At 71.2% G+C, this 21310-nt stretch carries 25 protein-coding genes; 12 read left to right on the top strand and 13 right to left on the bottom strand.

Annotation, left to right across the window (positions count from 1 at the left end; translation table 11 throughout):
- Positions 1 to 67: 67 nt before the first annotated feature.
- Together AC1P0E_RS03970 and AC1P0E_RS03965 are read right to left on the bottom strand one after the other, a co-directional pair.
- Positions 68 to 583: a hypothetical protein gene (locus tag AC1P0E_RS03970; protein WP_482740758.1), complete on the bottom strand. Its 516-nt coding sequence runs from the start codon at positions 581 to 583 to the stop codon at positions 68 to 70.
- 118 nt (positions 584 to 701) lie between these two features.
- Positions 702 to 1313: a TetR/AcrR family transcriptional regulator gene (locus tag AC1P0E_RS03965; RefSeq protein ID WP_482740757.1), complete on the bottom strand. Its 612-nt coding sequence runs from the start codon at positions 1311 to 1313 to the stop codon at positions 702 to 704.
- Between the two features lie 77 nt (positions 1314 to 1390).
- Here AC1P0E_RS03965 and AC1P0E_RS03960 point away from each other — a divergent pair, with 77 nt between their 5' ends.
- Positions 1391 to 2680, top strand: a complete 1290-nt coding sequence (locus AC1P0E_RS03960) for an FAD-dependent monooxygenase (protein ID WP_482740756.1) — start codon at positions 1391 to 1393, stop codon at positions 2678 to 2680.
- A gap of 10 nt (positions 2681 to 2690) precedes the next feature.
- Positions 2691 to 3599, top strand: coding sequence for a Gfo/Idh/MocA family protein (locus AC1P0E_RS03955; RefSeq protein ID WP_482740755.1), 909 nt, complete (start codon positions 2691 to 2693; stop codon positions 3597 to 3599).
- Here the strand turns inward: AC1P0E_RS03955 and lnt are convergent.
- The 4 genes from lnt to AC1P0E_RS03935 form a co-directional block, all read right to left on the bottom strand.
- Complete coding sequence (gene lnt, locus AC1P0E_RS03950) at positions 3520 to 5115, bottom strand: apolipoprotein N-acyltransferase (protein WP_482740754.1); 1596 nt, start codon at positions 5113 to 5115, stop codon at positions 3520 to 3522. The two genes, AC1P0E_RS03955 and lnt, sit on opposite strands and share 80 nt — an antisense overlap.
- Positions 5116 to 5264: 149 nt before the next feature.
- Positions 5265 to 5783 (bottom strand): nuclear transport factor 2 family protein, encoded by a 519-nt coding sequence (locus AC1P0E_RS03945; protein ID WP_482740753.1) that lies wholly within the window; start codon positions 5781 to 5783, stop codon positions 5265 to 5267.
- Between the two features lie 100 nt (positions 5784 to 5883).
- The gene (locus AC1P0E_RS03940; protein ID WP_482740752.1) at positions 5884 to 6369 is read right to left on the bottom strand and encodes a DUF1269 domain-containing protein; all 486 of its coding nucleotides are present in this window, start codon (positions 6367 to 6369) and stop codon (positions 5884 to 5886) included.
- Between the two features lie 261 nt (positions 6370 to 6630).
- On the bottom strand, positions 6631 to 6774 hold the full coding sequence (locus AC1P0E_RS03935; RefSeq protein ID WP_482740751.1) for a hypothetical protein: 144 nt from the start codon (positions 6772 to 6774) through the stop codon (positions 6631 to 6633).
- Between the two features lie 153 nt (positions 6775 to 6927).
- On the opposite strand from AC1P0E_RS03935, the gene AC1P0E_RS03930 reads away from it, so the two are divergent.
- A complete protein-coding gene (locus AC1P0E_RS03930) occupies positions 6928 to 7788 on the top strand; it encodes a pentapeptide repeat-containing protein (RefSeq protein ID WP_482740750.1) in 861 nt (286 codons plus the stop codon).
- A gap of 10 nt (positions 7789 to 7798) precedes the next feature.
- On the opposite strand, the gene AC1P0E_RS03925 is transcribed toward AC1P0E_RS03930, so the two are convergent.
- Positions 7799 to 8674 carry an undecaprenyl-diphosphate phosphatase gene (locus tag AC1P0E_RS03925; protein ID WP_482740749.1) on the bottom strand — a complete coding sequence of 292 codons (876 nt, stop codon included), beginning with the start codon at positions 8672 to 8674 and terminating at the stop codon, positions 7799 to 7801.
- Positions 8675 to 8828: 154 nt separating this feature from the next.
- Entirely contained in the window at positions 8829 to 9536 is a 708-nt protein-coding gene (locus tag AC1P0E_RS03920) for a TVP38/TMEM64 family protein (protein ID WP_482740748.1), read from the bottom strand.
- A gap of 343 nt (positions 9537 to 9879) precedes the next feature.
- On the opposite strand from AC1P0E_RS03920, the gene tuf reads away from it, so the two are divergent.
- Both tuf and AC1P0E_RS03910 read left to right on the top strand, forming a co-directional pair.
- The gene (gene tuf, locus AC1P0E_RS03915) at positions 9880 to 11067 is read left to right on the top strand and encodes an elongation factor Tu (protein ID WP_482740747.1); all 1188 of its coding nucleotides are present in this window, start codon (positions 9880 to 9882) and stop codon (positions 11065 to 11067) included.
- A gap of 71 nt (positions 11068 to 11138) precedes the next feature.
- Entirely contained in the window at positions 11139 to 11984 is an 846-nt protein-coding gene (locus AC1P0E_RS03910; protein WP_482740746.1) for a spermidine synthase, read from the top strand.
- On the opposite strand, the gene AC1P0E_RS03905 is transcribed toward AC1P0E_RS03910, so the two are convergent.
- Together AC1P0E_RS03905 and AC1P0E_RS03900 are read right to left on the bottom strand one after the other, a co-directional pair.
- Positions 11946 to 13286, bottom strand: coding sequence for an MFS transporter (locus AC1P0E_RS03905; RefSeq protein WP_482740745.1), 1341 nt, complete (start codon positions 13284 to 13286; stop codon positions 11946 to 11948). The two genes, AC1P0E_RS03910 and AC1P0E_RS03905, sit on opposite strands and share 39 nt — an antisense overlap.
- A 36-nt stretch (positions 13287 to 13322) precedes the next feature.
- On the bottom strand, positions 13323 to 14363 hold the full coding sequence (locus tag AC1P0E_RS03900; RefSeq protein ID WP_482740744.1) for a DUF8017 domain-containing protein: 1041 nt from the start codon (positions 14361 to 14363) through the stop codon (positions 13323 to 13325).
- Positions 14364 to 14470: 107 nt separating this feature from the next.
- On the opposite strand from AC1P0E_RS03900, the gene AC1P0E_RS03895 reads away from it, so the two are divergent.
- Together AC1P0E_RS03895 and AC1P0E_RS03890 are read left to right on the top strand one after the other, a co-directional pair.
- A complete protein-coding gene (locus tag AC1P0E_RS03895; protein ID WP_482745643.1) occupies positions 14471 to 14908 on the top strand; it encodes a DUF4442 domain-containing protein in 438 nt (145 codons plus the stop codon).
- A gap of 147 nt (positions 14909 to 15055) precedes the next feature.
- On the top strand, positions 15056 to 15763 hold the full coding sequence (locus AC1P0E_RS03890; RefSeq protein ID WP_482740743.1) for a DedA family protein: 708 nt from the start codon (positions 15056 to 15058) through the stop codon (positions 15761 to 15763).
- Between the two features lie 16 nt (positions 15764 to 15779).
- Here AC1P0E_RS03890 and AC1P0E_RS03885 read toward each other — a convergent pair whose 3' ends face one another.
- Positions 15780 to 16310, bottom strand: a complete 531-nt coding sequence (locus AC1P0E_RS03885; RefSeq protein WP_482740742.1) for a gamma carbonic anhydrase family protein — start codon at positions 16308 to 16310, stop codon at positions 15780 to 15782.
- 143 nt (positions 16311 to 16453) lie between these two features.
- On the opposite strand from AC1P0E_RS03885, the gene AC1P0E_RS03880 reads away from it, so the two are divergent.
- Complete coding sequence (locus AC1P0E_RS03880) at positions 16454 to 17236, top strand: acyltransferase (RefSeq protein ID WP_482740741.1); 783 nt, start codon at positions 16454 to 16456, stop codon at positions 17234 to 17236.
- A 9-nt stretch (positions 17237 to 17245) separates the two neighbouring features.
- On the opposite strand, the gene AC1P0E_RS03875 is transcribed toward AC1P0E_RS03880, so the two are convergent.
- Positions 17246 to 18112: an EamA family transporter gene (locus AC1P0E_RS03875; protein WP_482740740.1), complete on the bottom strand. Its 867-nt coding sequence runs from the start codon at positions 18110 to 18112 to the stop codon at positions 17246 to 17248.
- Between the two features lie 92 nt (positions 18113 to 18204).
- On the opposite strand from AC1P0E_RS03875, the gene AC1P0E_RS03870 reads away from it, so the two are divergent.
- Together AC1P0E_RS03870 and AC1P0E_RS03865 are read left to right on the top strand one after the other, a co-directional pair.
- The gene (locus tag AC1P0E_RS03870; protein WP_482740739.1) at positions 18205 to 18777 is read left to right on the top strand and encodes a helix-turn-helix domain-containing protein; all 573 of its coding nucleotides are present in this window, start codon (positions 18205 to 18207) and stop codon (positions 18775 to 18777) included.
- A 44-nt stretch (positions 18778 to 18821) separates the two neighbouring features.
- A complete protein-coding gene (locus tag AC1P0E_RS03865; protein ID WP_482740738.1) occupies positions 18822 to 19376 on the top strand; it encodes a YbaK/EbsC family protein in 555 nt (184 codons plus the stop codon).
- A 33-nt stretch (positions 19377 to 19409) separates the two neighbouring features.
- Here the strand turns inward: AC1P0E_RS03865 and AC1P0E_RS03860 are convergent, their stop codons facing one another.
- Positions 19410 to 19817 carry a CoA-binding protein gene (locus AC1P0E_RS03860; protein WP_482740737.1) on the bottom strand — a complete coding sequence of 136 codons (408 nt, stop codon included), beginning with the start codon at positions 19815 to 19817 and terminating at the stop codon, positions 19410 to 19412.
- Positions 19818 to 20025: 208 nt separating this feature from the next.
- Between AC1P0E_RS03860 and AC1P0E_RS03855 the strand changes: the two genes are divergently transcribed.
- Together AC1P0E_RS03855 and AC1P0E_RS03850 are read left to right on the top strand one after the other, a co-directional pair.
- Complete coding sequence (locus AC1P0E_RS03855; RefSeq protein WP_482740736.1) at positions 20026 to 20583, top strand: DoxX family membrane protein; 558 nt, start codon at positions 20026 to 20028, stop codon at positions 20581 to 20583.
- A 31-nt stretch (positions 20584 to 20614) separates the two neighbouring features.
- Positions 20615 to 21241 carry a YigZ family protein gene (locus AC1P0E_RS03850; RefSeq protein ID WP_482740735.1) on the top strand — a complete coding sequence of 209 codons (627 nt, stop codon included), beginning with the start codon at positions 20615 to 20617 and terminating at the stop codon, positions 21239 to 21241.
- Positions 21242 to 21310: the final 69 nt, after the last annotated feature.

Below are 21310 nucleotides of genomic sequence, written 5' to 3'. Positions count from 1 at the left end.
CGTCTGCCTGGTCGGCGTCACCTGCCTGTCGGCGTCACCTGCCTTGAGGGGGTCATCTGCCTGGGTGTCAACGCCCGTACGTCTCGCGGCAGATGCGAGCCTGGGGGCTGTCGTGCTGCCACCCCCCGTAGCCCTCGCCGAGCGCGCACACGTCGGCGCCCGCGCCTGCGGCGGGAGCGGGCAGAGACGGGAGGACGCGCGGTACGGGCACGGCGGCTTTGGGGGGCGCGGGCGCGGCGGGGGCGGGCCGTTCGGGGGCCGGGGGCCCGGCCGGGCGGCGGGCTGCTGAGGGCGGGGCCGTTCGACGTACCGCCGGGGTCTCTCGCGGCTCGCTCCGGGGTGTGGCTCTCTTCGCCGGCCGGAGCGCGGCGTCCAGGGCCTCCAGAGCCTCGCGGGCGGGGGCCTGGACGATCTGCGGCTTCACGTCCTGGCCCCGGGAGAGCGGCGTGACGTCCGCGGAGGGTACGGGGGAAGGGGCATGGGCCGGGAGGGGCTCCACGGCCACGCATCCGGTGACGGTGGCGGAGACGGCCGAAACCGCCACTCCCATGAGGATCTTCGCTGTGGTTCTTGTTCGCTGCACCCGGCAACTTTGGGGGGCGCGGGGTGGTTTGCGGGTGCTCGCGGGGGGAGATTGGCCCACACGAGTGATGCGGTGGGGTGGGTCTTCTTCCCCACCCCACCCCGCCCCTTCTCGTAAGTCACGCTCCGACGCCCGGTGTGCCGAGCATGCCGCGCAGCAACTCGCCGAATCCCCTGCGCAGTTCCTCCTCACTGGGCACGGCGGAGTGGTAGGAACCGGCCGCGCACGAGAACAACAGGCCCTCGCACCAGGCCACCAGCGACAGCGCGTGCCGCTCGGGCTCACGCGAGCCGGCAGCCGCCATCAGCGCGTTGAGCGGCTCGCGGAAGCGGTGCCGGCCCGCCGCGTCGTAGAACTCGCGCAGCTCGGGCCGGCGCGTCGCCTCCAGGCCCAGTTCGTACCGGGCGACGAGCAGCTCCCGGTGGTGCGTCAGGTAGCGGTGGAGGACGAGTGCGAGGGCGCCGACGATGCCGTCGAGCCCGGCCGACGGCGCGGGCATCGCGTCCAGTGCGAGCACCTGGGCCTCGCGCTCGGCCAGTCGGCGCACCGTCGCCTCCAGGAGCGCCTGGCGCGTGCGGGCGTAGTTGGAGGTGGAGCCCTGCGGCAGCCGGGCGCGTTCGTCCACCGCCCGGTGGGTGAGCCCGCGCATGCCGCGCTCCACGAGCAGGTCCAGGGCGGCGTCGGTGATCAGCTCGGGACGGGAGCGGCCCGTGGCGGCGCGTGCGGTCATGGGAACAATCTACCGCGCCGACTACACCTGTAGTACGCTCCAGGAGTCACTACAGGTGTAGTTGCCGAGGAGGAGTCATGGCCCCCATCAGTCCCGAGCCCCAGGCCCAAGCCCAGGCCCAGGCCCAGCCCCACACCAAGCCCCATGCCGTCGTCGTAGGAAGCGGAATCGGTGGACTGACCGCCGCCGTCGCCCTCCACCAGCGCGGCTGGCACATCACCGTCCTGGAGCGCGCGGCGGCCGTGGAAGCGGTCGGCGCCGGGATCGGGCTCGCCCCCAACGGGCACCACGCCCTCGACGTCATCGGCCTCGGCGAGGAGATCCGCGAGCTGGCCGCCTGGCAGGGCGACGGCGGCATGCGTTCCCCCGGTGGCCGCTGGCTTTCCCGTACGAGCAGCTCTGCCGCCACCGAGCGCTTCGGCGGTCCCCTCGTCCTGGTCCACCGTGCCACCCTCATCGACCGGCTCCTCGCCCGGCTGCCCGACGGCGCGGTACGCACCGGGTCCCCCGCGACGCTCGCGGATCCCGGCGTGGCGGGCGGCCGCCCCGCCGTGGTCACCACTCCCGACGGGGGCATCGAGGCGGACCTCGTCATCGGCGCCGACGGCATCAACTCCGCGATGCGCCGCGCCCTCTTCCCGGACCACCCCGGCCCCGTGTACGCCGGGATCACCACCTGGCGCGTGGTCGTACCGGCCCCAGCCGCCCCCTTCGAGCCCCACGAGACCTGGGGCCGCGGCGCTCTCTGGGGCACCCAGCCGCTCAAGGACGGCCGTGTCTACGCGTACGCCGCTGCCGTCGCCCCCGCCGGAGGCCGCTCGGCCGACGGCGAGAAGGCGGAACTCCTGCGCAGGTTCGGCGACTGGCACAACCCTGTCCCCGGGATCATCGAGGCGGCCGACCCCGCCGGCGTCCTGCGGCACGACGTGCACCACCTGATCACCCCGCTGCCCGCCTTCCACCGCGGCAGGACCGCGCTGCTCGGCGACGCCGCGCACGCCATGTGCCCCACCATGGGCCAGGGCGGCAACCAGGCCATCGAGGACGGCATCGTGCTGGCCCACCACCTCCCGGACGCGGCCGACCTCGGGACCGGCCTGGCGGCGTACTCCGCCGACCGACTGCCGCGCACCGCCGGCATCGTCCGCAAGTCCGCCAGGATCGCCCGCCTGATGTCGGTCCGCAGCGCCCCGGCCGTCGCCCTGCGCGACTCCTTGATGCTCCTCGCCGGCTTCGGCCCGGGTCTCGCCCTGCGCACCTTCGACGGCATCGCGGACTGGCTGCCGCCCCAGCGCACGTATGCTGCCGGGGCACGGGACCGCCAGGTCCGCGATCAGGCACATCAGGCACATCAGGCACAGCGTTAGGGAGGCCCCTGTGAAGGTCGGCGTCATCGGGCTCGGAGACATCGCTCAGAAGGCATATCTGCCCGTACTGACCACCCGGCCGGGGCTCGAACTGCACCTGCAGACCCGCACGCCCGCCACCCTGGCGCGGGTCGCCGCCACGTACCGCGTGCCCGGCACGCAGTGCCACACCGGCCTCGACGCGCTCCTCGCCGAGGGCCTGGACGCCGCCTTCGTGCACGCGCCCACCGCCGTGCATCCGGAGATCGTGACCCGGCTGCTGGAAGCGGGCGTACCGACGTATGTCGACAAGCCGCTCGCGTACGAACTCGCCGAGTCCGAACGGCTCGTGCGGCTCGCGGAGGAGCGCGGCGTCAGCCTCGCCGTCGGGTTCAACCGCCGTCTCGCGCCCGGGTACGCGCAGTGCGCCGAGCACCCGCGCGACCTGATCATCATGCAGAAGAACCGCGTCGGCCTGCCCGAGGACCCGCGCACCCTCGTCCTCGACGACTTCATCCACGTCGTCGACACCCTGCGCTTCCTGGTCCCCAGCACTGTCGACCACATCGACGTACGGGCGAAGGTCGTGGAGGGGCTGATACACCACGTCGTCCTCCAGCTCTCCGGCGACGGGTTCACCGCGATCGGCACCATGAACCGGATGAACGGCTCCACCGAGGAGATCCTCGAAGTTTCCGGCCGGGACGCCAAGCGCCAGGTCGTCAACCTCGCCGAGGTCATCGACCACAAGGGCCAGCCGACCGTCCGCCGCCGCGGCGACTGGGTGCCGGTGGCCCGCCAGCGTGGCATCGAGCAGTCCGTCGACACCTTCCTCGACGCCGTACGGGCCGGAAAGCCGCTCAGCGCCCAGGACGCGCTGCTGACTCACGAGCTGTGCGAGCGGGTGGTCCGGGCGGCCGAGGAACAGCGGGCCGCCTGAAAGTCCGTACGCCCCCGGCCACGCACAGCAGGACCAGCACGGCGAGCGCGCCATGGACGGCCCAGTCGCCTGCCCTGACATACGCCGTCGTGCCCTCGGCCAGCGGGATGTCGTACACAGCGGCAGTACTGTCGTCCGTCCCCAGCGGTGAGCCGACGCGCTCGCCACCGGGGCCGAACACCGCGCTGACGCCGGTGAGCGTCGCGTGCACCACCGGGCGACCGCTTTCGGCGGCCCGCAGCGCCGCGAGCGAGGCGTGCTGTTCGGGCGCCCAGCTGTTCTGGAAGGTCGACGTCGCGGACTGGGTGACCAGCACCTGCGCGCCCCGCCGGGTCAGTTCCCTGCTCATGTCGGGGAACGCCGACTCGAAGCACACCAGGGGACCGACCCGCAGCCCGCCGGTGGCGCCACTGCCGGGAAGTGTCATCACCACGGGGCCGGTGCCGCGCCGCCGGTCCTCGCCCGCCGCCTTGCCCACCGAGGTGGCCCAGCCGAGCACGGACCGCGCCGGGACGTACTCGCCGAAGGGGACGAGACGCATCTTGTCGTACCGCTGGCCGGTGACACCCTCGGGCCCGACCAGCACGGAACTCTTGAAGATGCCGGGCCGGTCCGAGCGCCGTGCGTCCACATTGACCAGTACTTCGGCGCCGACCAGCCGGGAGAGGGCGGCGAGCCTGGTCGCGAGGTCGGGGCGTTCGGTCAGATCCTCGCCGACGCTGCTCTCGCCCCACACCACCAGGTCGAGATCCCGTCCCGCCAGGTCGCGGGTGAGGGCCTCGCTGAGCGCGAAGCGCCGCTCCGGGCCGCCCACGCCGTTGACGACTCCGGGCTGTACGACCGCGACGCGTACCCGGCCCGACTGCTCCGGGCGCGGCGCCCACGCCCACACGGCGCCCGCCGCGACTGCGCAGGCCACCAGCGCGGCCGTCACGGGCCTGCGGGCCGAGGGCACGGCGACCAGCGCGACGATCCCGGTGTTGACCGCGACCACCAGCAGGCTCACCAGCCAGACACCGCCGACCGAGGCCAGCCGCAGCGCGGGCGCCACCTCCCACTGGCTCGAGCCGAGCAGCCCCCACGGGCCGCCCAACCCCTCCCAGGACCTGACCAGTTCCGCCATCAGCCAGCCGGAGGGGACGACGGCGAGCGCGGCCGTCGCGCGGCGGGCGGAGGGGGCCCCGCCCAGCATCGACCTGACCAGCCAGCCCCACGGCAGCCACAGAAGCGCCAGCAACGCCGCCAGGACCACGATGAAGACATGCAGGCTGGGCATCAGCCAGTGATGTACGGCGATCATGAAGCCGGTGGCGCCGAGCCAGCCGTCCAGCGCCGCCCGCCGGCCCGTCGGAGCCGAGCGGATCAACAGCATCCACGGCACGAGGGCGACGTACGCGAACCACCAGAGGGAGGGTGCGGGGAAGGCGAGGGCGGGCAGGGCTCCGAGCGCCACCGCGGCGGCGCCGCGCCACCAGGGCGACGTCGGCCAGTGCCACCGGCCGGCCGGAATCCGCATGCGGCGCCTCCTCGTCCTGCCGCTCTGTCCCGTGAGGAGTCCCGGGGCAGTCCCTGCCACCAGTGTGGGGGAGTGCGGCGATCGCGGACAGTGTGCCCGCCGGTTCCCGGATGTAACAGGCGCCCGCTGGTCAGAGGGGTCAGAGGGGGTCAGAGGGTCGTACGCCGCCATTTCTCCCGCACGACCACCGAGCTGAGCCGCCAGCCGTCCGGCGTACGCAGCAGGCCGAACGCGTAGCGTCCGCCGGACATGAAGTTGGGCTCGGTCGACGGCCGCGAGCCGTCGCCGGCCGTGTAGTCGCCGGCCGTGTTGTCGCCGGGCGTCTTGTCGCCGGGCGCGGCTTCCATCCGCATCGGGTTCACGTAGTCGGCCTGGAGCGCCGCGAGGTCCCCGGTGTCGCCGTTGAGATTTTCGAGCCGCAGCCGCCGGTTGACGATGAGGTGCTGACACACGGGAAAGAGCCGCATCGTTTCCGCCAGCCAGGCCGCGACTTCCGCTGCCGGTCCCTCGATGCCGCCGGCGGTGCGGTAGTCGGCCCGGCCGTCCGGGGTGAACAGGGCGCGGTAGTCGGACCAGTTGGCGTCGTCCACGGCCACCGCGTATTCGGTGATCACCGCGTCGATGGCCAGCCTGTCCATTACGGTCGAGAGCTCCACACGCTGCGTCATCGGCTCAGTCTCCGGCAGTGAGCCTCCTGAGCCAAGTGCCCCGCACGGCAAGAGGGGTGCCCCGTGGGACACCGGGCACCCCTGGGCATGACGCAGGGGGTCAGTTCGCGAAGACCTCGCGGAGCTTGCCCTCGGTCTCGCGGTCGAGGTTGCTGTGCACCAGCTCCGCGTGGCCGATGGGGAACGCGTCGCGGACCCGGTCGGTCACCGCGTCCTGCGACAGCAGGAAGAGTGCCGAAGTGCCCGGCGTGACCTTCGCCTTGACCTGCTCGATGAAGTCGTCGTCGATCCCGACGTCGGTCAGCTTGCCGCCCAGGGCGCCGGCCGCGGCGCCGATCGCGGCGCCCAGCAGCGGGACGAAGAAGATCAGGCCGAAGAGCATCCCCCAGAACGTGCCGGAGAGAGCGCCGGTGCCGACGAGGCTGTTGAGCTGCTTGGTCCTCGGCTTGTTGTCGCCGTCGGCCCAGCTCACCACCGCTGCGTCGTTGACCTTGATCAGCCCTTCCTTCTGCAGCGAGAGCAGGGTCGTCTCGACCCGCTCCGCGGTGTCGGGGGCGTCGAACTTCCAGACGGTGAAGGTGGCCATGCATGCCTCCGTAGATCTGTGCGGACAACGCTCATCAGTCAACCGTCGGCGAGAGAAATGCGCGATTTGAACCCGAAGCTCATGACGTCGGAGCCATGGCGCTGGTGAGGGCGGTGAGCATGAGGACCGTGCGGGCGGTCAGATGTCCCTCCGCCCTGCGCCGCGCGGTCTCAACGGCTGGTGACCATGCTGCCGGGGGTGGCGTAGGGGTGTCCTGGCCTGTGCAGGTGAGCGGGACGAGTGACGGGCTCGTCGGACGCGCTAGGCCGCTTCGGCGATCTCGCCGCGTACGGCCGCGGCCCACTGCAGAAGCAGGAGTTCGTACTCGTCCGCAGGCCAGGCCTCGTCCGCGCGCGACTCGACCAGAGCGCGAATTGCCTCATTCGCCTCGGTCAGAGGTCGCACGGAACCAACCGGCGGGGGAGAGCGGTACATGCGACAAGACTACGTCCAGGCACTGACAGTGAGCACCAGAACGGCAGTGGCTTTCCTCGCACTAAAGTTGACCGCCGGGTTCCGAGCAGCGGCGCCCGGACCAGCACCAGGAGAGCCGACACCTTGTCCGAGCAGCGCGTTCATGCGGAATCCGTCCCCGGCCGGGGCAGCCTCGGACTGCGATCCGACTGCGCCAACTGCTTCGGACTGTGTTGCGTCGCACTCGCCTTCACAGCATCAGCCGACTTCGCGGTCGACAAGGACGCCGGGCAGCCCTGCCGCAACCTCCGGACGGACTTCAGCTGCGGCATCCACGAGCGTCTGAGGCCCGAGGGCTTTCAGGGCTGTACGGTGTACGACTGCTTCGGTGCGGGGCAGCAGATCTCCCAGGTCACGTACGCGGGACAGGACTGGCGGCAGGCTCCCGAAACCGCGCGGCAGATGTTCGCGCTGCTCCCCGTCGTGCGGCAGCTCCACGAGCTGCTCTGGTACCTGACCGAGGCGCTGGCGCTGGAGCCGGCCCGCCCGCTCCACGGCAACCTCCGCGGCGCGCTGACCAAGATCGAGGGCCTCGCGCACGGCAGCCCCGACGAGCTCCTCGCCCTGGACGTGGCGGCGCACCGGCAGGAGGTGAACGCGCTCCTTCTGCGTACGAGCGAACTCGTGCGAGCGCGCGTGAGTGCGGGGAAGGGGAAGGAGAAGGGCAAGAAGAAGGACCGCAGGGGCGCCGACCTCATAGGCGCGAACCTCAAGGGCGCAGACCTTGAGGGCGCCAACCTCCGAGGCGCCTACCTGATCGGCGCCGACCTCAGGGGAGCGGACCTGAGAACGGCCGACCTGATCGGCGCCGATTTCCGCGACGCCGATCTCTCGGGCGCCGACCTCACCGGGGCCTTCTTCCTCACCCAGTCGCAGCTGAACGCGGCGAAGGGCGACGCCGGCACGCGGCTTCCGCCCGCGCTGACTCGCCCTTCGCACTGGTGAGGGATGCGGATCAGCCCGCCGACTCCCCGGCGTGCGGGCTGAGGGTGTCCGTGCCGACCAGGATGAACAGCGCGATGCCGAGGATGATCCGGTAGATGACGAACGGCATGAAGCTCTTCGTCGTAATGAACTTCATGAACCATGCGATAACCGCGTAACCGACGACGAACGCGATGATCGTCGCGAAGATCGTCGGGCCCCATGTCACATGGCCGCCCTCGCCCGCGTCCTTCAGCTCGTAGACGCCGGACGCGAGCACCGCGGGGATGGCGAGCAGGAACGAATAGCGCGCCGCCGCCTCGCGGGTGTACCCCATCAGCAGCCCGCCGCTGATCGTCGCGCCGGAGCGCGAGACACCGGGGATCAGGGCCATGGCCTGACAGAAGCCGAAGATCAGACCGTCCCTGACGCCCAGCTCCTTGAGTGTCTTGCGCTCCCTGATCGCGCGGTGCCTGCCGCCGGCCTCGTCGCGGGCCGCGAGGCGGTCGGCGATGCCGAGGACGATGCCCATGCCGATCAGCGTGGTGGCGATCAGCCGCAGGTCGCGGAACGGGCCCTCGATCTGGTCCTTGAAGGTGACGCCGAGTACGCCGATGGGGATGGAGCCGACGATGACGAGCCAGCCCATCTGGGCGTCGTGGTCCCCGCGCATCGACTTGTCGACGAGGGACTTGCACCATGCGGTGACGATCCGGGCGATGTCCTTGCGGAAGTAGATGAGGACGGCCGCCTCGGTGCCGATCTGGGTGATCGCTGTGAAGGCCGCACCCGGGTCGTGCCAGCCGGCGAAGGCGGCCGTCAGCCGCAGGTGGGCGCTCGACGAGATCGGCAGAAACTCGGTGAGCCCCTGGACGAGTCCGAGGATGAATGATTCGAACCAACTCATGGGGCTAATGCCGTCCCGGATGTATGTGTGCAGCGGCGTGCAGCGTGCAGATGCAGTCAAGGTCAGTTGCAGCGCAGCGTATCGCCCGAAGATGTCGGCGCTGCGGGAAGCCCCCGACTGCGTACCCGATCAGGCGGAGACCGGCCCGCCGGGCTTACTCGCCGCGCAGGCGGTGGCGCTTGCGCCAGGCGACCACCGCCGCCGCGAGACCCGACAGGGTGATGAATCCCATCGCGATCAGGAACGCGGGCGACGTCGGGGAAGAGGCGCTGCTTCCCGCGATCACGTACGCGGCCGTGTTCGGGACCGAACCGATCCCGGTGGCCAGGAGGAAGGGGAACCACCCCATGCGGGAAACCGCGGCGCAGTAGTTGGCGGCCGCGAACGGCACACCCGGGAACAGCCGGATGGCGAGCATCGTACGGAAACCGTGCCGGCTCAGCTGACCGTCGGCCGCGAGCAGCGCCCGCCCGCGCAGCAGCGGACGCAGCGCGTCCTGGCCCAGTACCCGGCCCAGGCCGAAGGAGATTCCGGCGCCGACGACCGTTCCCGCGACGGCGGCGACGAGCCCCGCCTGGGAGCCGAACAGGGCGCCGGCGGCCAGATTGAGGATCGGGCGCGGTACGAACGCCGCTGTGCACAGCCCGTACGCGACACCGAACAGCACCACGGCCGCCGCGCCGCTCAGCTGCGGTGGCCAGCCCGCGCTCAGGAGCCGCTGCGGCTCGAAGACCAGCACGGTCGTCACCGCCGCCGCGAGCATCACCACGAGGAGCGACAGCCGCGACCACGGGGAGAGCAACGTCCTGGTGCAGCGGACGGTGAACCCGGCGGGCGCGGGCGGGGCGACGGTGTCGAGCATCCGGGGAGACTAACCGACAAGCACATGTGATCGCCGTAACGCGCACCGCACCAGGCGGTCGGGCGGATAAATCGTTCGACGCGCGGGTGGCCGTCCGCGAGGATCAACGCATGTTCAGGCACGCCTTCCAAGCAGCGCGGACCGCAGTCGCGGCCGCTGCGAAGGCTGCCGTGTTCACCCTCGCAGCATGCGTCCCGGCAGCGGCCGAAGTCGCAGTTGCCGCAGCGCCCTTCGACGGCGCCCGAAGCTGACCCTTCCCGGATCGTCCGGCGGACCCCACAGGGGGAGGGTCGGCAAGGCCCAGGGGTCCCCGTCCCGCTTCGACCTTCCGAGGAAGATCACCATGCCCAAGACGGCATACGTGCGTACCAAGCCGCACCTCAACATCGGCACCATGGGCCACGTCGACCACGGCAAGACCACTCTGACCGCCGCCATCACCAAGGTCCTCGGCGAGCGCGGGACCGGCACGTTCGTGCCGTTCGACCGCATCGACCGTGCCCCCGAGGAGGCGCTGCGCGGCATCACCATCAACATCGCGCACGTCGAGTACGAGACCGACACCCGGCACTACGCCCATGTCGACATGCCCGGCCACGCCGACTACGTCAAGAACATGGTCACCGGAGCCGCGCAGCTCGACGGGGCCATCCTCGTCGTGTCCGCGCTCGACGGGATCATGCCGCAGACCGCGGAGCACGTCCTGCTGGCCCGTCAGGTCGGCGTCGACCACATCGTCGTGGCGCTCAACAAGGCCGACGCGGGTGACGAGGAGCTGACCGACCTGGTCGAGCTGGAGGTGCGCGACCTGCTCTCCGCGCACGGCTACGGCGGCGACGCCGTGCCCGTCGTGCGGGTCTCCGGGCTCAGGGCGCTGGAGGGCGACCCGCGCTGGACGGCGGCGATCGAGGCGCTGCTGGACGCGGTGGACACGTACGTACCGATCCCGGAGCGCTACACGGACGCGCCGTTCCTCATGCCCGTGGAGAACGTGCTGACCATCACCGGGCGCGGCACGGTCGTCACCGGCGCCGTCGAGCGCGGCACCATCCGGGTCGGCGACCGGGTGGAGGTGCTGGGCGCGACTGCGACATTCAAAGCGGGCGAGACGGTGGTGACCGGTCTGGAGACCTTCGGGAAGCCGATGGAGGCCGCCGAGGCCGGGGACAACGTCGCGCTGCTGCTGCGCGGCGTGCCGCGCGACGCGGTGCGCCGGGGTCATGTGGTGGCGGCGCCGGGCAGTATCACGCCCACCAGGCGCTTCACCGCGCAGGTGTACGTGCTGTCGGCGCGGGAGGGCGGCCGTACGACGCCCGTCACGAGCGGGTACCGGCCGCAGTTCTACATCCGTACCGCGGACGTCGTCGGCGACATCGACCTCGGCGAAACGGCTGTCGCGCGCCCCGGTGACACGGTCACGGTGACCGTCGAGCTGGGCCGCGAGGTGCCGGTGGAGCCGGGACTCGGTTTCGCGATCCGGGAAGGCGGACGCACGGTCGGCGCGGGCACGGTGACGGGCCTGGTCGCCTGAGGCGGACGGCCGAGCCCGCCCGGACCGACTCCGCGGTCCGGGCGGGCCGGCCGGCGCCGCACAATGGTGGGGTGGACGAGCCGATACCCGTGATCCGGGACGTGGACGGGGGCACCGCCAAGCTGATGCCCGACGTGGACCGGCGGCGGGCCTGGCTGTTGACGGTCGACGGTGCGCCCCAGTCGTACGTCGACCTGGACGAGCCGGCCCACCTGGAGTTCGAGTACGCGCGCCGGCTCGCCCACGTCGTCGACTGCGCGGCCGCCGAGGGCGTACCTCTGGACGTACTGCACCTCGGCGGCGGCGGCCTCTCGCTGCCCCGCTACACGGAGGTCACCCGGCCGGGCTCGCGCCAGGACGTGGTGGAGGCCGACCGGGGCCTGCTGGCGCTGGTCACCGAGCACCTGCCGCTGCCGGAAGGGTCCGGAGTGCGGGTGCACGGCGCCGACGCGCGCGAGTGGCTCGAAAACGCCCCCGCCGCGTCGGCCGACGTACTCGTCGCCGATGTCTTCGGTGGTTCCCGGGTGCCCGCGCATCTCACGTCCGTCGACTACGCCCGCCTGGCCGAACGTGTCCTGCGGCCGGGCGGGACCTACACCGCCAACCTCGCGGACGGCGCGCCGTTCGCCTTCCTCCGCTCCCAACTGGCCAACTTCGCCGCCGCCTTCGAGGAGGTCGCGCTGATCGCCGAACCGGGCGTGCTGCGCGGACGCCGCTTCGGCAACGCGGTGCTGATCGCCTCGCACGCCCCCATCGACACGGCGGCCCTCGCCCGCAGGACCGCCGCCGACGCCTTCCCCGCGCGCGTGGAGAGCGGCCCTTCGCTGGTGCGCTTCATCGGTGGTACGACGGTCGTACGGGACGCGGACGCGGTGGAGTCACCCGAGCCGCCCGGCGGGGCCTTCAGCATCGGCTGACACGGCCAGAGCCGCGTCCGTCTTCCTCGCCACCTCGTGCGTACGGCGCGTCAGATTCCGTACGTCGGGTACGAACAGCACCGCGGCCGTCACCAGGATCACCAGCGCCGCGCAGCCCCACAGCGCCTCGTGGCGTCCGACGAGGCTCTCGACGGGGCCCGCCACCGCCGTGGCCAGCGGCAGCATCGCGACCGAACCGAACCAGTCGTACGCCGAGACCCGCGAGAACTTCTCCTCCGGGATCTCCTGGTGCAGCGCGGTCATCCAGGAGACGCCGAACACCTCGATCGCGACGCCGCTGAAGAACATCACCGCGGCGAGACCGGCGACCGGCAGCGGCACGGCGAGCGCGGCCGACGGCAGGGCGAGCGGGAAGACACACAGGGTGCCCGCGAGCAGCAGACGCCGGGGCTTCCACCGCATCATCATCAGCGCGCCGCCGAGCGTGCCCGCGCCGAAGGCGGCGAGGGCCAGGCCCCAGGGCGCGGCGCCGCCCAGTTCGTCCCTGGCGACGAGCGGTCCGTACACCGCCTCGGCGGCTCCGACGACGGCGACGACCACCGAGAACTGCAGCACGATGCTCCACAGCCAGGGCCGCCCGACGACCTCCCGCCAGCCTTCGCGCAGGTCGGACAGCATCCCGCCGCCGGGCTCGCGGGGCCGGATGTGGCTCACGTCGAGGAAGGCGCGCAGCGCCCCGGCGAGAGCGAACGCCGCGGCGTCGATGGCGAGAACCCAGCCGGGGCCGACCGCGGCGATCAGCGCGCCGCCGAGCGCCGCGCCGCCGATGGCCGCGCCGTGCATGGCCATCCGGAACAGGGCGAAGGCACGGTTGGCCTGTTCGCCGTTGACGCTCGACAGCAGCATGCCCTCGGCCGCCGGGTTGAAGAAGGCCTGGCCCGCGCCGCAGAGGCCGGTCAGGAGCATCATCTGCCACAACTGGGGGTCGCCCGTCAGGACGAGGAAGGCGAAGGCGGCCTGCGAGACACAGTTGAGCGCGTTGGCGGCGACCATCACGTGATGCCGCGGCAGCCGGTCGGCTATCGCGCCGCCTATGAGGAGGAACAGGACGAGCGGCAGGGTACGGGCCGCGGCCACCAGCCCCACGTCACCTCCGTCGCCGCCCGCTTGGAGAACGGCGAACGCCGCCGCGATCAACGCACCATGGGTACCCAGGTTCGTCACGATCGCGGCGGCGGTCAGCAGTACGTAGTTGCGGCCTGCCCAGTCGGGGCGGCGGGCTCGGCGGCGAGCGGCGGCAGGAGATGTCACCTCGGGACTATCGCTGGCGTCGGCTGTCATTGCCAAACCGTTTTGGGCGACAGGCCGGGGCGGGATTCAGCCGGCCAGCCGGACGGTGCCGAGCATCCGCTCGATGGTCGCGTCGGGCAGCTCGCCCTTGACGCCCTTCGAGGTGAACAGGCACCAGACCGCGAAGTCGCCGTTGGCGTTCTTGAAGGCGAAGGCGATCGACTTGCCGTCGGTGTCGCACTTGCCCTTCTTCTCGACCCCCGTGACGGTGGCGACGGAAACGCTGCCCTTGAGCCCGGACGCGGCGGTGAACGGCTTGGCCTTGGAGACCTTGAACGTACCGGTCTCCTTCTGGTCGAACTTGGCGAAGACCCACCCGGCGGCCACGTTCTCGGCCTCGGGACCCGTCTTGCTCGCCCCGTTGGCGCCCCGGCTCCCGGCCGCTCCGAGCATCCCCCCGTCGCACCAGTCGCTCTTGAAATAGGCCGGTGCCGACATCGAGATCAGCGGCTCGTCCTTGTCGTCCGTGTAGCTCAGGCTCCGGCCGGGCGACTGCACCTCCCACTCCGGCGGTACGTCGAAGCGAGTGCCGTACTTCGGGTTGGTCACGACCTTCCAGCCGGGAATCGTCGGCTTGTCCTGCTCGACCGAGCCGCCGCGCGGATTCTCGGCGGGGGAGGTGGGGGCGGAGGGCTCTTCGGGGGTGGCGGAAGGCGGCGACGTGGACGTCCCCTTGCCGCCTGCCTTGGTGGAGCCGCCCTCGTCGTCCTTTCCCAGGATCACCACGCCGGTGATCACGGCCGCCGCGACGACGGCGGTGGCCACGACGATCGAGACGACAGTGGTCTTCTTCCGGTTGCCGTCCGGCGGCCGGGGACCGCCCGGCGGCATCGCCGCCGCGTACTGGGGCGCGGCCGGCTGCTGGTAGGGGTTGGGCTGCTGGTGACCGGCCTGCTGATACCCCGGTTGCTGGTACGCCGGCTGCTGCTGACCGGGTTGCTGGTACCCCGGCTGCTGCTGGCCGGGTGGCGGATACCCCGGCTGCTGGTAGCCAGGCTGCTGATACGGGTTCTGGTTCGCGTCCTGCGGGTTCTGCTCGCCCCCGGGCGGCTGCTGTCCTGGCCACATGGCCAGTAACGATAGAGGTGCGCGGCCGCAGTTGTTACGTCCGGTCCCCGAGGGATGGCCAAGATTGGCTACTCGTGGGTAACATCGCGTTCATGAGCGCAGATCAGATGTCCGTCGGCGACATGCTCGTCGCCACGGTTCCCATGGCCCGTACCCTCCACCTCGAGTTCCTGGAGACCACTCCGGAGCGCGCCGTGGTCCGCCTGCCGGACCAGGCCGACTACCACAACCATGTGGGCGGCCCGCACGCCGGCGCCATGTTCACGCTCGCCGAGTCGGCGAGCGGCGCCATCGTCATCGCGGCCTTCGGCGACCAGCTGTCGCGCGCCGTGCCGCTCGCGGTCAAGGCCGAGATCGGGTACAAGAAGCTCGCCATGGGCGTGGTCACCGCGACCGCCACGCTCGGCCGCCCGGTGGCGGACGTCGTCGCGGAGCTCGACGCCGGACAGCGCCCCGAGTTCCCCGTCGAGATCTCCATCCGGCGCGAGGACGGCGCCGTGACCGGCGAGATGACCGTCGTCTGGACCCTGCGTCCCAACAGCTGATCCGCCTCCCTGTGTGACGGGTGCGACCACCTGGACGCCGTCACGGCGTGACGAGGTGCGGGTAGGCTGCCCGCCGTGTGCCACGGGGGCGCACGGCGGGCAGCCGCACCTTTTCAGCCGCACTTTTTCGAACGACAGGAACCGGCGTTGCACATCACGGAGTGGCTCGAGACCATCCCCGCGGTCAGCATCTACCTCCTGGTGGGGATTGTCATCGGGCTGGAGAGTCTGGGCATTCCGTTGCCGGGCGAGATCGTTCTCGTCAGCTCGGCCCTGCTCGCCTCGCAGCACGGCGACATCAACCCGTACGTCCTCGGCGCGTGCGCCACGGCGGGCGCCATCATCGGTGACTCGATCGGTTACGCGATCGGGCGCAAGGGCGGCAGGCCGCTGCTGGCGAAGCTGGGCCGCAAGTTCCCCAAGCACTTCAGCGAATCCAATATCGCGATGGCGGAGCGCTCGTTCGAGAAGTGGGGCATGTGGGCGGTCTTCTTCGGCCGCTTCGTCGCTCTGCTGCGGATCTTCGCGGGACCGCTCGCGGGCGTACTGCGCATGCCGTACTGGAAGTTCCTCATCGCCAACGTCTTCGGCGGCATCCTGTGGGCGGGCGGCACCACGGCCGTCATCTACTCGGTGGGTGTGGTCGCGGAGGCGTGGCTCAAGCGCTTCTCGTGGCTGGGCCTGGTGGTCGCCGTACTGTTCGGCCTCACCTCGATGCTCGTACTCAAGAACCGCGCGAAGAAGGCCGCCGCCCAGGCAGAGGCGCAGTCCGAGGCGAATGCTGAAGCGAAGGCCGAGGCCGTGGACCGGTCGGAGGCCGCCGCACCTCAGAAGGTCGCGGCGACCGTCGAATGACGGCCGGCTGGCGCGGCTAGTCCGCGTGCGCGTCGCGGTGGCCCTTGGCCAGCTCCAGGTACATCGCCGCGTTCAGCTTGATGCCCTCGCGCTCCTCGTCGGTCAGCTCCCGCTTCACCTTCGCGGGTACGCCTGCCACGAGCGAGCCCGGGGGCACTCGCATGCCCTGCGGCACCAAGGCCTGCGCGGCGATCAGTGAACCCGCGCCGATGTGCGCGCCGTTGAGCACCGTGGCGCCCATGCCGACCAGTACGTCGTCCTCGACCGTGCACCCGTGCAGTACGGCGTTGTGTCCGACCGAGACGCGGTCGCCGACCGTGACGGGGAAGCCCGGGTCCACATGGACCGTGCAGTTGTCCTGGATGTTGCTGTCGGTGCCGAGGACGATCGGCCCGCAGTCGGCGCGCAGCACGGTGTGATACCAGACGCTGGCGCCCGCGCCCAGCGTGACGTCCCCGATGACGACGGACGTCGGCGCGGCGAAGGCCGACGGGTCGATCCGCGGCTCCTTGCCGCCCACGCCGGTGATCAAAGCCTGCTCTGCCATCGCGTGCTCCTTGGTGCTTCGGTGCTGGTCGGTCGCGCCAGGGGAACCGTAAGCGACGCCCTTCGCCTCCAGGATGCCGGGTGGGGTGAACATCACAGCAGGCCGCTCCGGGCCCTCCACGTCCGGCGGACTACCGTGTGCGGGTGCCGAAGAACAGAAACACGTTCTCATCGCTGTCTGCGTTGTCTGTGGTGTCCGCCTGGCGGCGCCGCCTGGTGACCAGCGCCGTACACAGTGGGTGGCGCTGGGTCCAGCAGGCCGGGGCGGTCAGCGCCGAGCGCCCGGGGCGGCTGCGCTTCGGATCGATCGGCACCGGCACGAAGCTCGCCTTCCCGCAGGGCACCGTGTTCGGCGAGGAGTGGATCCACCTCGGCGACCACTGCATCATCGGGGAACAGGTCACGCTGACCGCCGGCATGATGCCCGGTCTCGACCTCGGCCCCGACCCGATCCTGCGGCTCGGCAACGGTGTGGTCCTCGGCCGGGGCAGTCATGTCATCGCGGACACGACGGTGACCATCGCGGACGACTGCTACTTCGGCCCGTTCGTCTACGTGACGTCCACGAACCACAGTTACGACGATCCGGACGTCCCCGTCGGCAAGCAGTGGCCGCGCATGGACCCGGTGGAGATAGGTCCCGGCTGCTGGATCGGCACGGGCGCCGTGATCCTCCCGGGCGCCCGTCTCGGCCGTAACGTCGTCGTGGCGGCGGGCGCGGTCGTGCGCGGTGAGGTGCCCGACCACGCGGTGGTGGCCGGGGCGCCCGCCCGCGTCGTACGCAGCTGGGACGCGGCGAAGGGCTGGCAGCCGCCGCTGCGGACGCCCGCGCCCGTACCGATCCCCGAGGGCGTCACTCCGGAGCAGCTGCTGGCGCTGGCCGAGCTGGAGCCGCCGGAGCCGCTGGAGACGAAGACCGCCGAGTGAGCCGCTCGGTCACCCGGCGGCGAGGAGCGCCGTGCCCACCACCGCCAGCCCCGCTCCGGCCGCCTGCACGGCGCGCAGCCGCTCCTTCAGCAGGACGAGCGCGCACAGCGCGGTGATCACCGGATAGAGATTCGCCAGTACGGCGGCGACCGTGACGGGTCCGTTCTGTGCGGCGATGGAGTACGTGCCGTTCGCCGCGACGTCGGCGAGACCGACGAACGCGAGAGCGGGCAGGGAGTGCAGGATGACGCGCATTCCGCCGTTCTCGGGAAGGGCCTTCGCGCCGCGCCTGACGGACACGTACAGCGCCGCGCCGCCGACCGCCACGTTGGTCACGCGCTGGACGAACAGCGCGAGGAACAGTCCGGTAAGGGTGGTGGACGCTTCGGCGATCAGGGCCAGCACCGCGCCGAAGCCGACCGCCGCGATCAGTGTCAGTGCGACCGCCTGCCGCTGCACCGGCGCCCCGCGCAGCTGGGGACCGCTCGCCAGCACCACTCCGGCGATCGCCACCGCGATGCCGGCGAACTGCAGCAGTCCGGGGCGCTCGCCGAGGACCAGGCCGACGGTGACGGGTACGGCGACGCCCACCGAACCGAGCGGCGAGACGACGCCCATCGGCCCGAGCGCGAGCGCCTTGTAGAAGCAGAGCATCGCGACAGGCCCGACCGCGCCCGCGGCGACCGCGAACCACAGCTGGGCTCCGGCCTCGCTCCAGCCGCCGATCGCCACAACGACCGCACCAAGGACCACCACGGCGATGGCCTGCGACACGACGACGACCGTCAGCGCGGGCGTACGTCGTGTCAGCAGCCCGCCGCCGAAATCGGCCAGTCCCCAGAGCAGGCTGGTGGCCAGGGCGAAGAGTGCTGTCATGACGGGCCTCGCAGTACAGTGTGGTGAACGATCGGTACACCAGACCGTAGTCCAGTTCATTGAACTATGTCATCCAAAATATTGGACGGAATGTGTCGGACCTCGACCAGCTCACGCAGTCGCTCGCCCGCAACCTCAAGCGCTGGCGGAGTGAGCGCGGCTTCACACTGGACGCGCTGGCAGCCCGCGCGGGCGTCAGCCGCGGCATGATCATCCAGATCGAGCAGGCGCGTACGAACCCGAGCGTCGGCACGACGGTGAAGCTCGCCGACGCGCTCGGCGTCAGCATCACCACGCTGCTCGACTACGAACAGGGCAAGCAGGTCCAGCTCGTACCACGGGAGCAGGCCGTCCGTATGTGGTCCACCGAAGCCGGCAGCCACACCACCCTGCTCGTCGGCACCGAGGCCCGCGGTCCGCTCGAACTGTGGGGCTGGCGGTTGATGCCGGGTGACAGCAGCGCGTCCGACCCGCACCCCGACGGGACCACCGAACTGCTGCACGTCACCTCGGGTGAACTCACTCTCGTGGTCGACGGTGTGCCGCATTCCGTGCCCGCGGGCACCTCCGCGACGTTCGAGGCGAACGTCCCGCACGGGTACCGCAACGAGGGCTCCGAGACGGTCGAGATGACGATGGCCGTGTCCATCCCGCCCGTACGCTGAGACGGCCAACACGCTCGCAGACAACGGCTGTTAGCGTCGGATTCATGCGCGCACCTCTCGGAGACTTCGGCAACGCCACCCCCGCTCCCGACTGCCTCGACCTGCTGACCGCGCCGGTCGCGGACGCTGTGCGCGCATGGAGCCACGACATCCCCGCCGACCAGCTGATCTACGTCGACACCGACCCCGGGATCGCCGACACGGCGGCCTTCGTCGAGCACTACGGCGCCGGTCTCCTCGACGCGTCGGCGAACTGCGTGGTCGTCGCCGGCAAGCGGGGCGGCGAGAGCACGCTGGCGGCGTGTGTGGTGCTCTCCAGCACGCGCGTGGACGTGAACGGCGCCGTCCGCAAGCAGCTGGGCGCGCGCAAGGCGTCGTTCGCCCCGATGGACACGGCCGTCGGCGAGACCGGCATGGAGTACGGCGGCATCACGCCGATCGGACTGCCGGCCGGCTGGCCGCTGCTCGTGGACTCCGCTGTCACCGGCGTTCCATGGGTCCTGGTCGGCAGTGGTCGGCGCAGGGGCAAGCTCATCGTGCCCGGCAAGGCTTTCGCGGGCTTGCCGGGCGCGGTCGTCATCGACGGGCTCGGTGTCTGAGCCCTCCCGGGTCCGCCCCGCCCCGGTCGCCCGTCAGCCGAGCCGGGGAATCTCGATGGCCGGGCAGCGGTCCATGACCATGTCCAGGCCCGCCGCGAGGGTTCGCTCGTGCGCCGCTTCGTCGATCACGCCGAGTTGGAACCACACCGCCTTCGCGCCGATCGCCGTGGCCTCGTCCGCGACGCCGCCCGCGAGGTCACTGTTGACGAACACGTCCACGACATCGACCGGGAACGGGATGTCGGCCAGCGAGGCGTACCCCTGCTCGCCGTGGACCGTCTCGGCCTTGGGGTGTACCGGCACGATGCGCTTGCCGTAGCGCTGGAGCACCTCGGCCACGCCGTACGCCGCCCGTGAACGGTTGCTGGAAAGGCCCACCACCGCCCAGGTGTCACCGGACTGCGTGAGGATCTTGCGGATCGTTGCCGGGTCGCCGTACACGCCCTGCCTCCTGGAGTCGAAAGGTCACTGCTCGTGACCAACAGACGGCGTCGTACGGGCATTCCCGGGAAGGCGCGCGATCTGTTCACTGGAGCGTTGTTGTTCAAGGTTGTACGGATGTGTATCGTCGCCATGCATGACTTGAAGTTTCAAGTAATGCTCAAGTCGGTCCCGCGAAGGCAACAGGCAACAGGAGAGAGCCCCTCACATGACTCCCCCCACCAGCACCCTCGGCGTACCCGTCATCAGTAACGGCACCGCAGCCGGCCGTACCCCCTCGCTCCACGGCTACGACGCGGGCCTGCTCGTGCTCCGTCTCGCCCTCGGCCTGACCATGGCCGTGCACGGCGCGCAGAAGCTCTTCGGCTGGTTCGGCGGCGGCGGGCTCGAAGGAACCGGGCAGTTCTTCACCGCGAGCGGATACCCGGCCGGCGAGGCGATGGCGGCAGTGGCCGGTCTCACCGAGACCCTCGGCGGCCTCGGGCTCGCGCTCGGCCTGCTCACCCCGCTGGCCGGCGCGGCCGTCGCCGGAACCATGGTCAACGTGCTCGCGGTGAAGTGGGGCGGCGGCTTCTTCGCCCCCGAGGGCGTGGAGTACGAAGTGCTCCTCACGGCTGCCGCGGTGGCGCTCACCCTGGCCGGCCCCGGCCGGTACGCCGTCGACCGCTTCCTCCCCGGCCTGCGCGCCCACCGTCTCGCCCACGGCGCCGCCGCCGTGGTGGTCGGCCTGGTGGTCGCGGCCGTGGTCCTGCTGCTGCGGAAGTAACCCCCTCCGGCCTGCGCTTAGGGTGGGCCGAATGCAGGAGCAGTACCGGACCGTCGCCCGCGCGGGCGTGCACGAAGCCGAGATCAACAGGTCGCGCTTCCTCTGCGCGCTCGCGCCCGCCGCGACCGAACGCGAGGCGCAGGAATTCATCGCACGCGTCCGCAAGGAACACCCGACGGCCTCGCACAACTGCTTCGCGTACGTCGTCGGCGCGGACGCCGCCGTACAGAAGGCGAGCGACGACGGCGAGCCGGGCGGCACGGCGGGCGTACCGATGCTCCAGATGCTGATGCGCCGTGAGGTCCGCTACACGGTCGCCGTCGTCACCCGCTACTACGGCGGCGTGAAGCTCGGCGCGGGCGGGCTGATCAGGGCGTACGGGGGAGTGGTCGGCGAAGCCCTGGACGCCGTCGGCACGATCACCAGACAGCGCTTCCGGCTCGCCACCGTCACCGTCGACCACCAGCGGGCCGGAAAGCTGGAGAACGACCTGCGGGCGACCGGGCGCGCTGTGCGCGACGTCCGGTACGCCGAGGCGGTCACGATCGAGGTCGGCCTGCCGGAGGCGGACGTCGGGCCCTTCCGCGCCTGGCTCGCCGACGCGACGGCGGGCACGGCCGGATTCGATCTCGGCGGCGAGGCGTACGGCGACGCCTGAGGACGCCTGCGAAGGCCCACCCAAAACTGAGGTCCGTGGTGGGCGAGGTGCTGAGCGGCGCTAACGTGG

Source organism: Streptomyces sp. TRD_SC_5, assembly GCF_056836825.1.
This window is presented reverse-complemented; position numbering and strand designations above follow the sequence as displayed.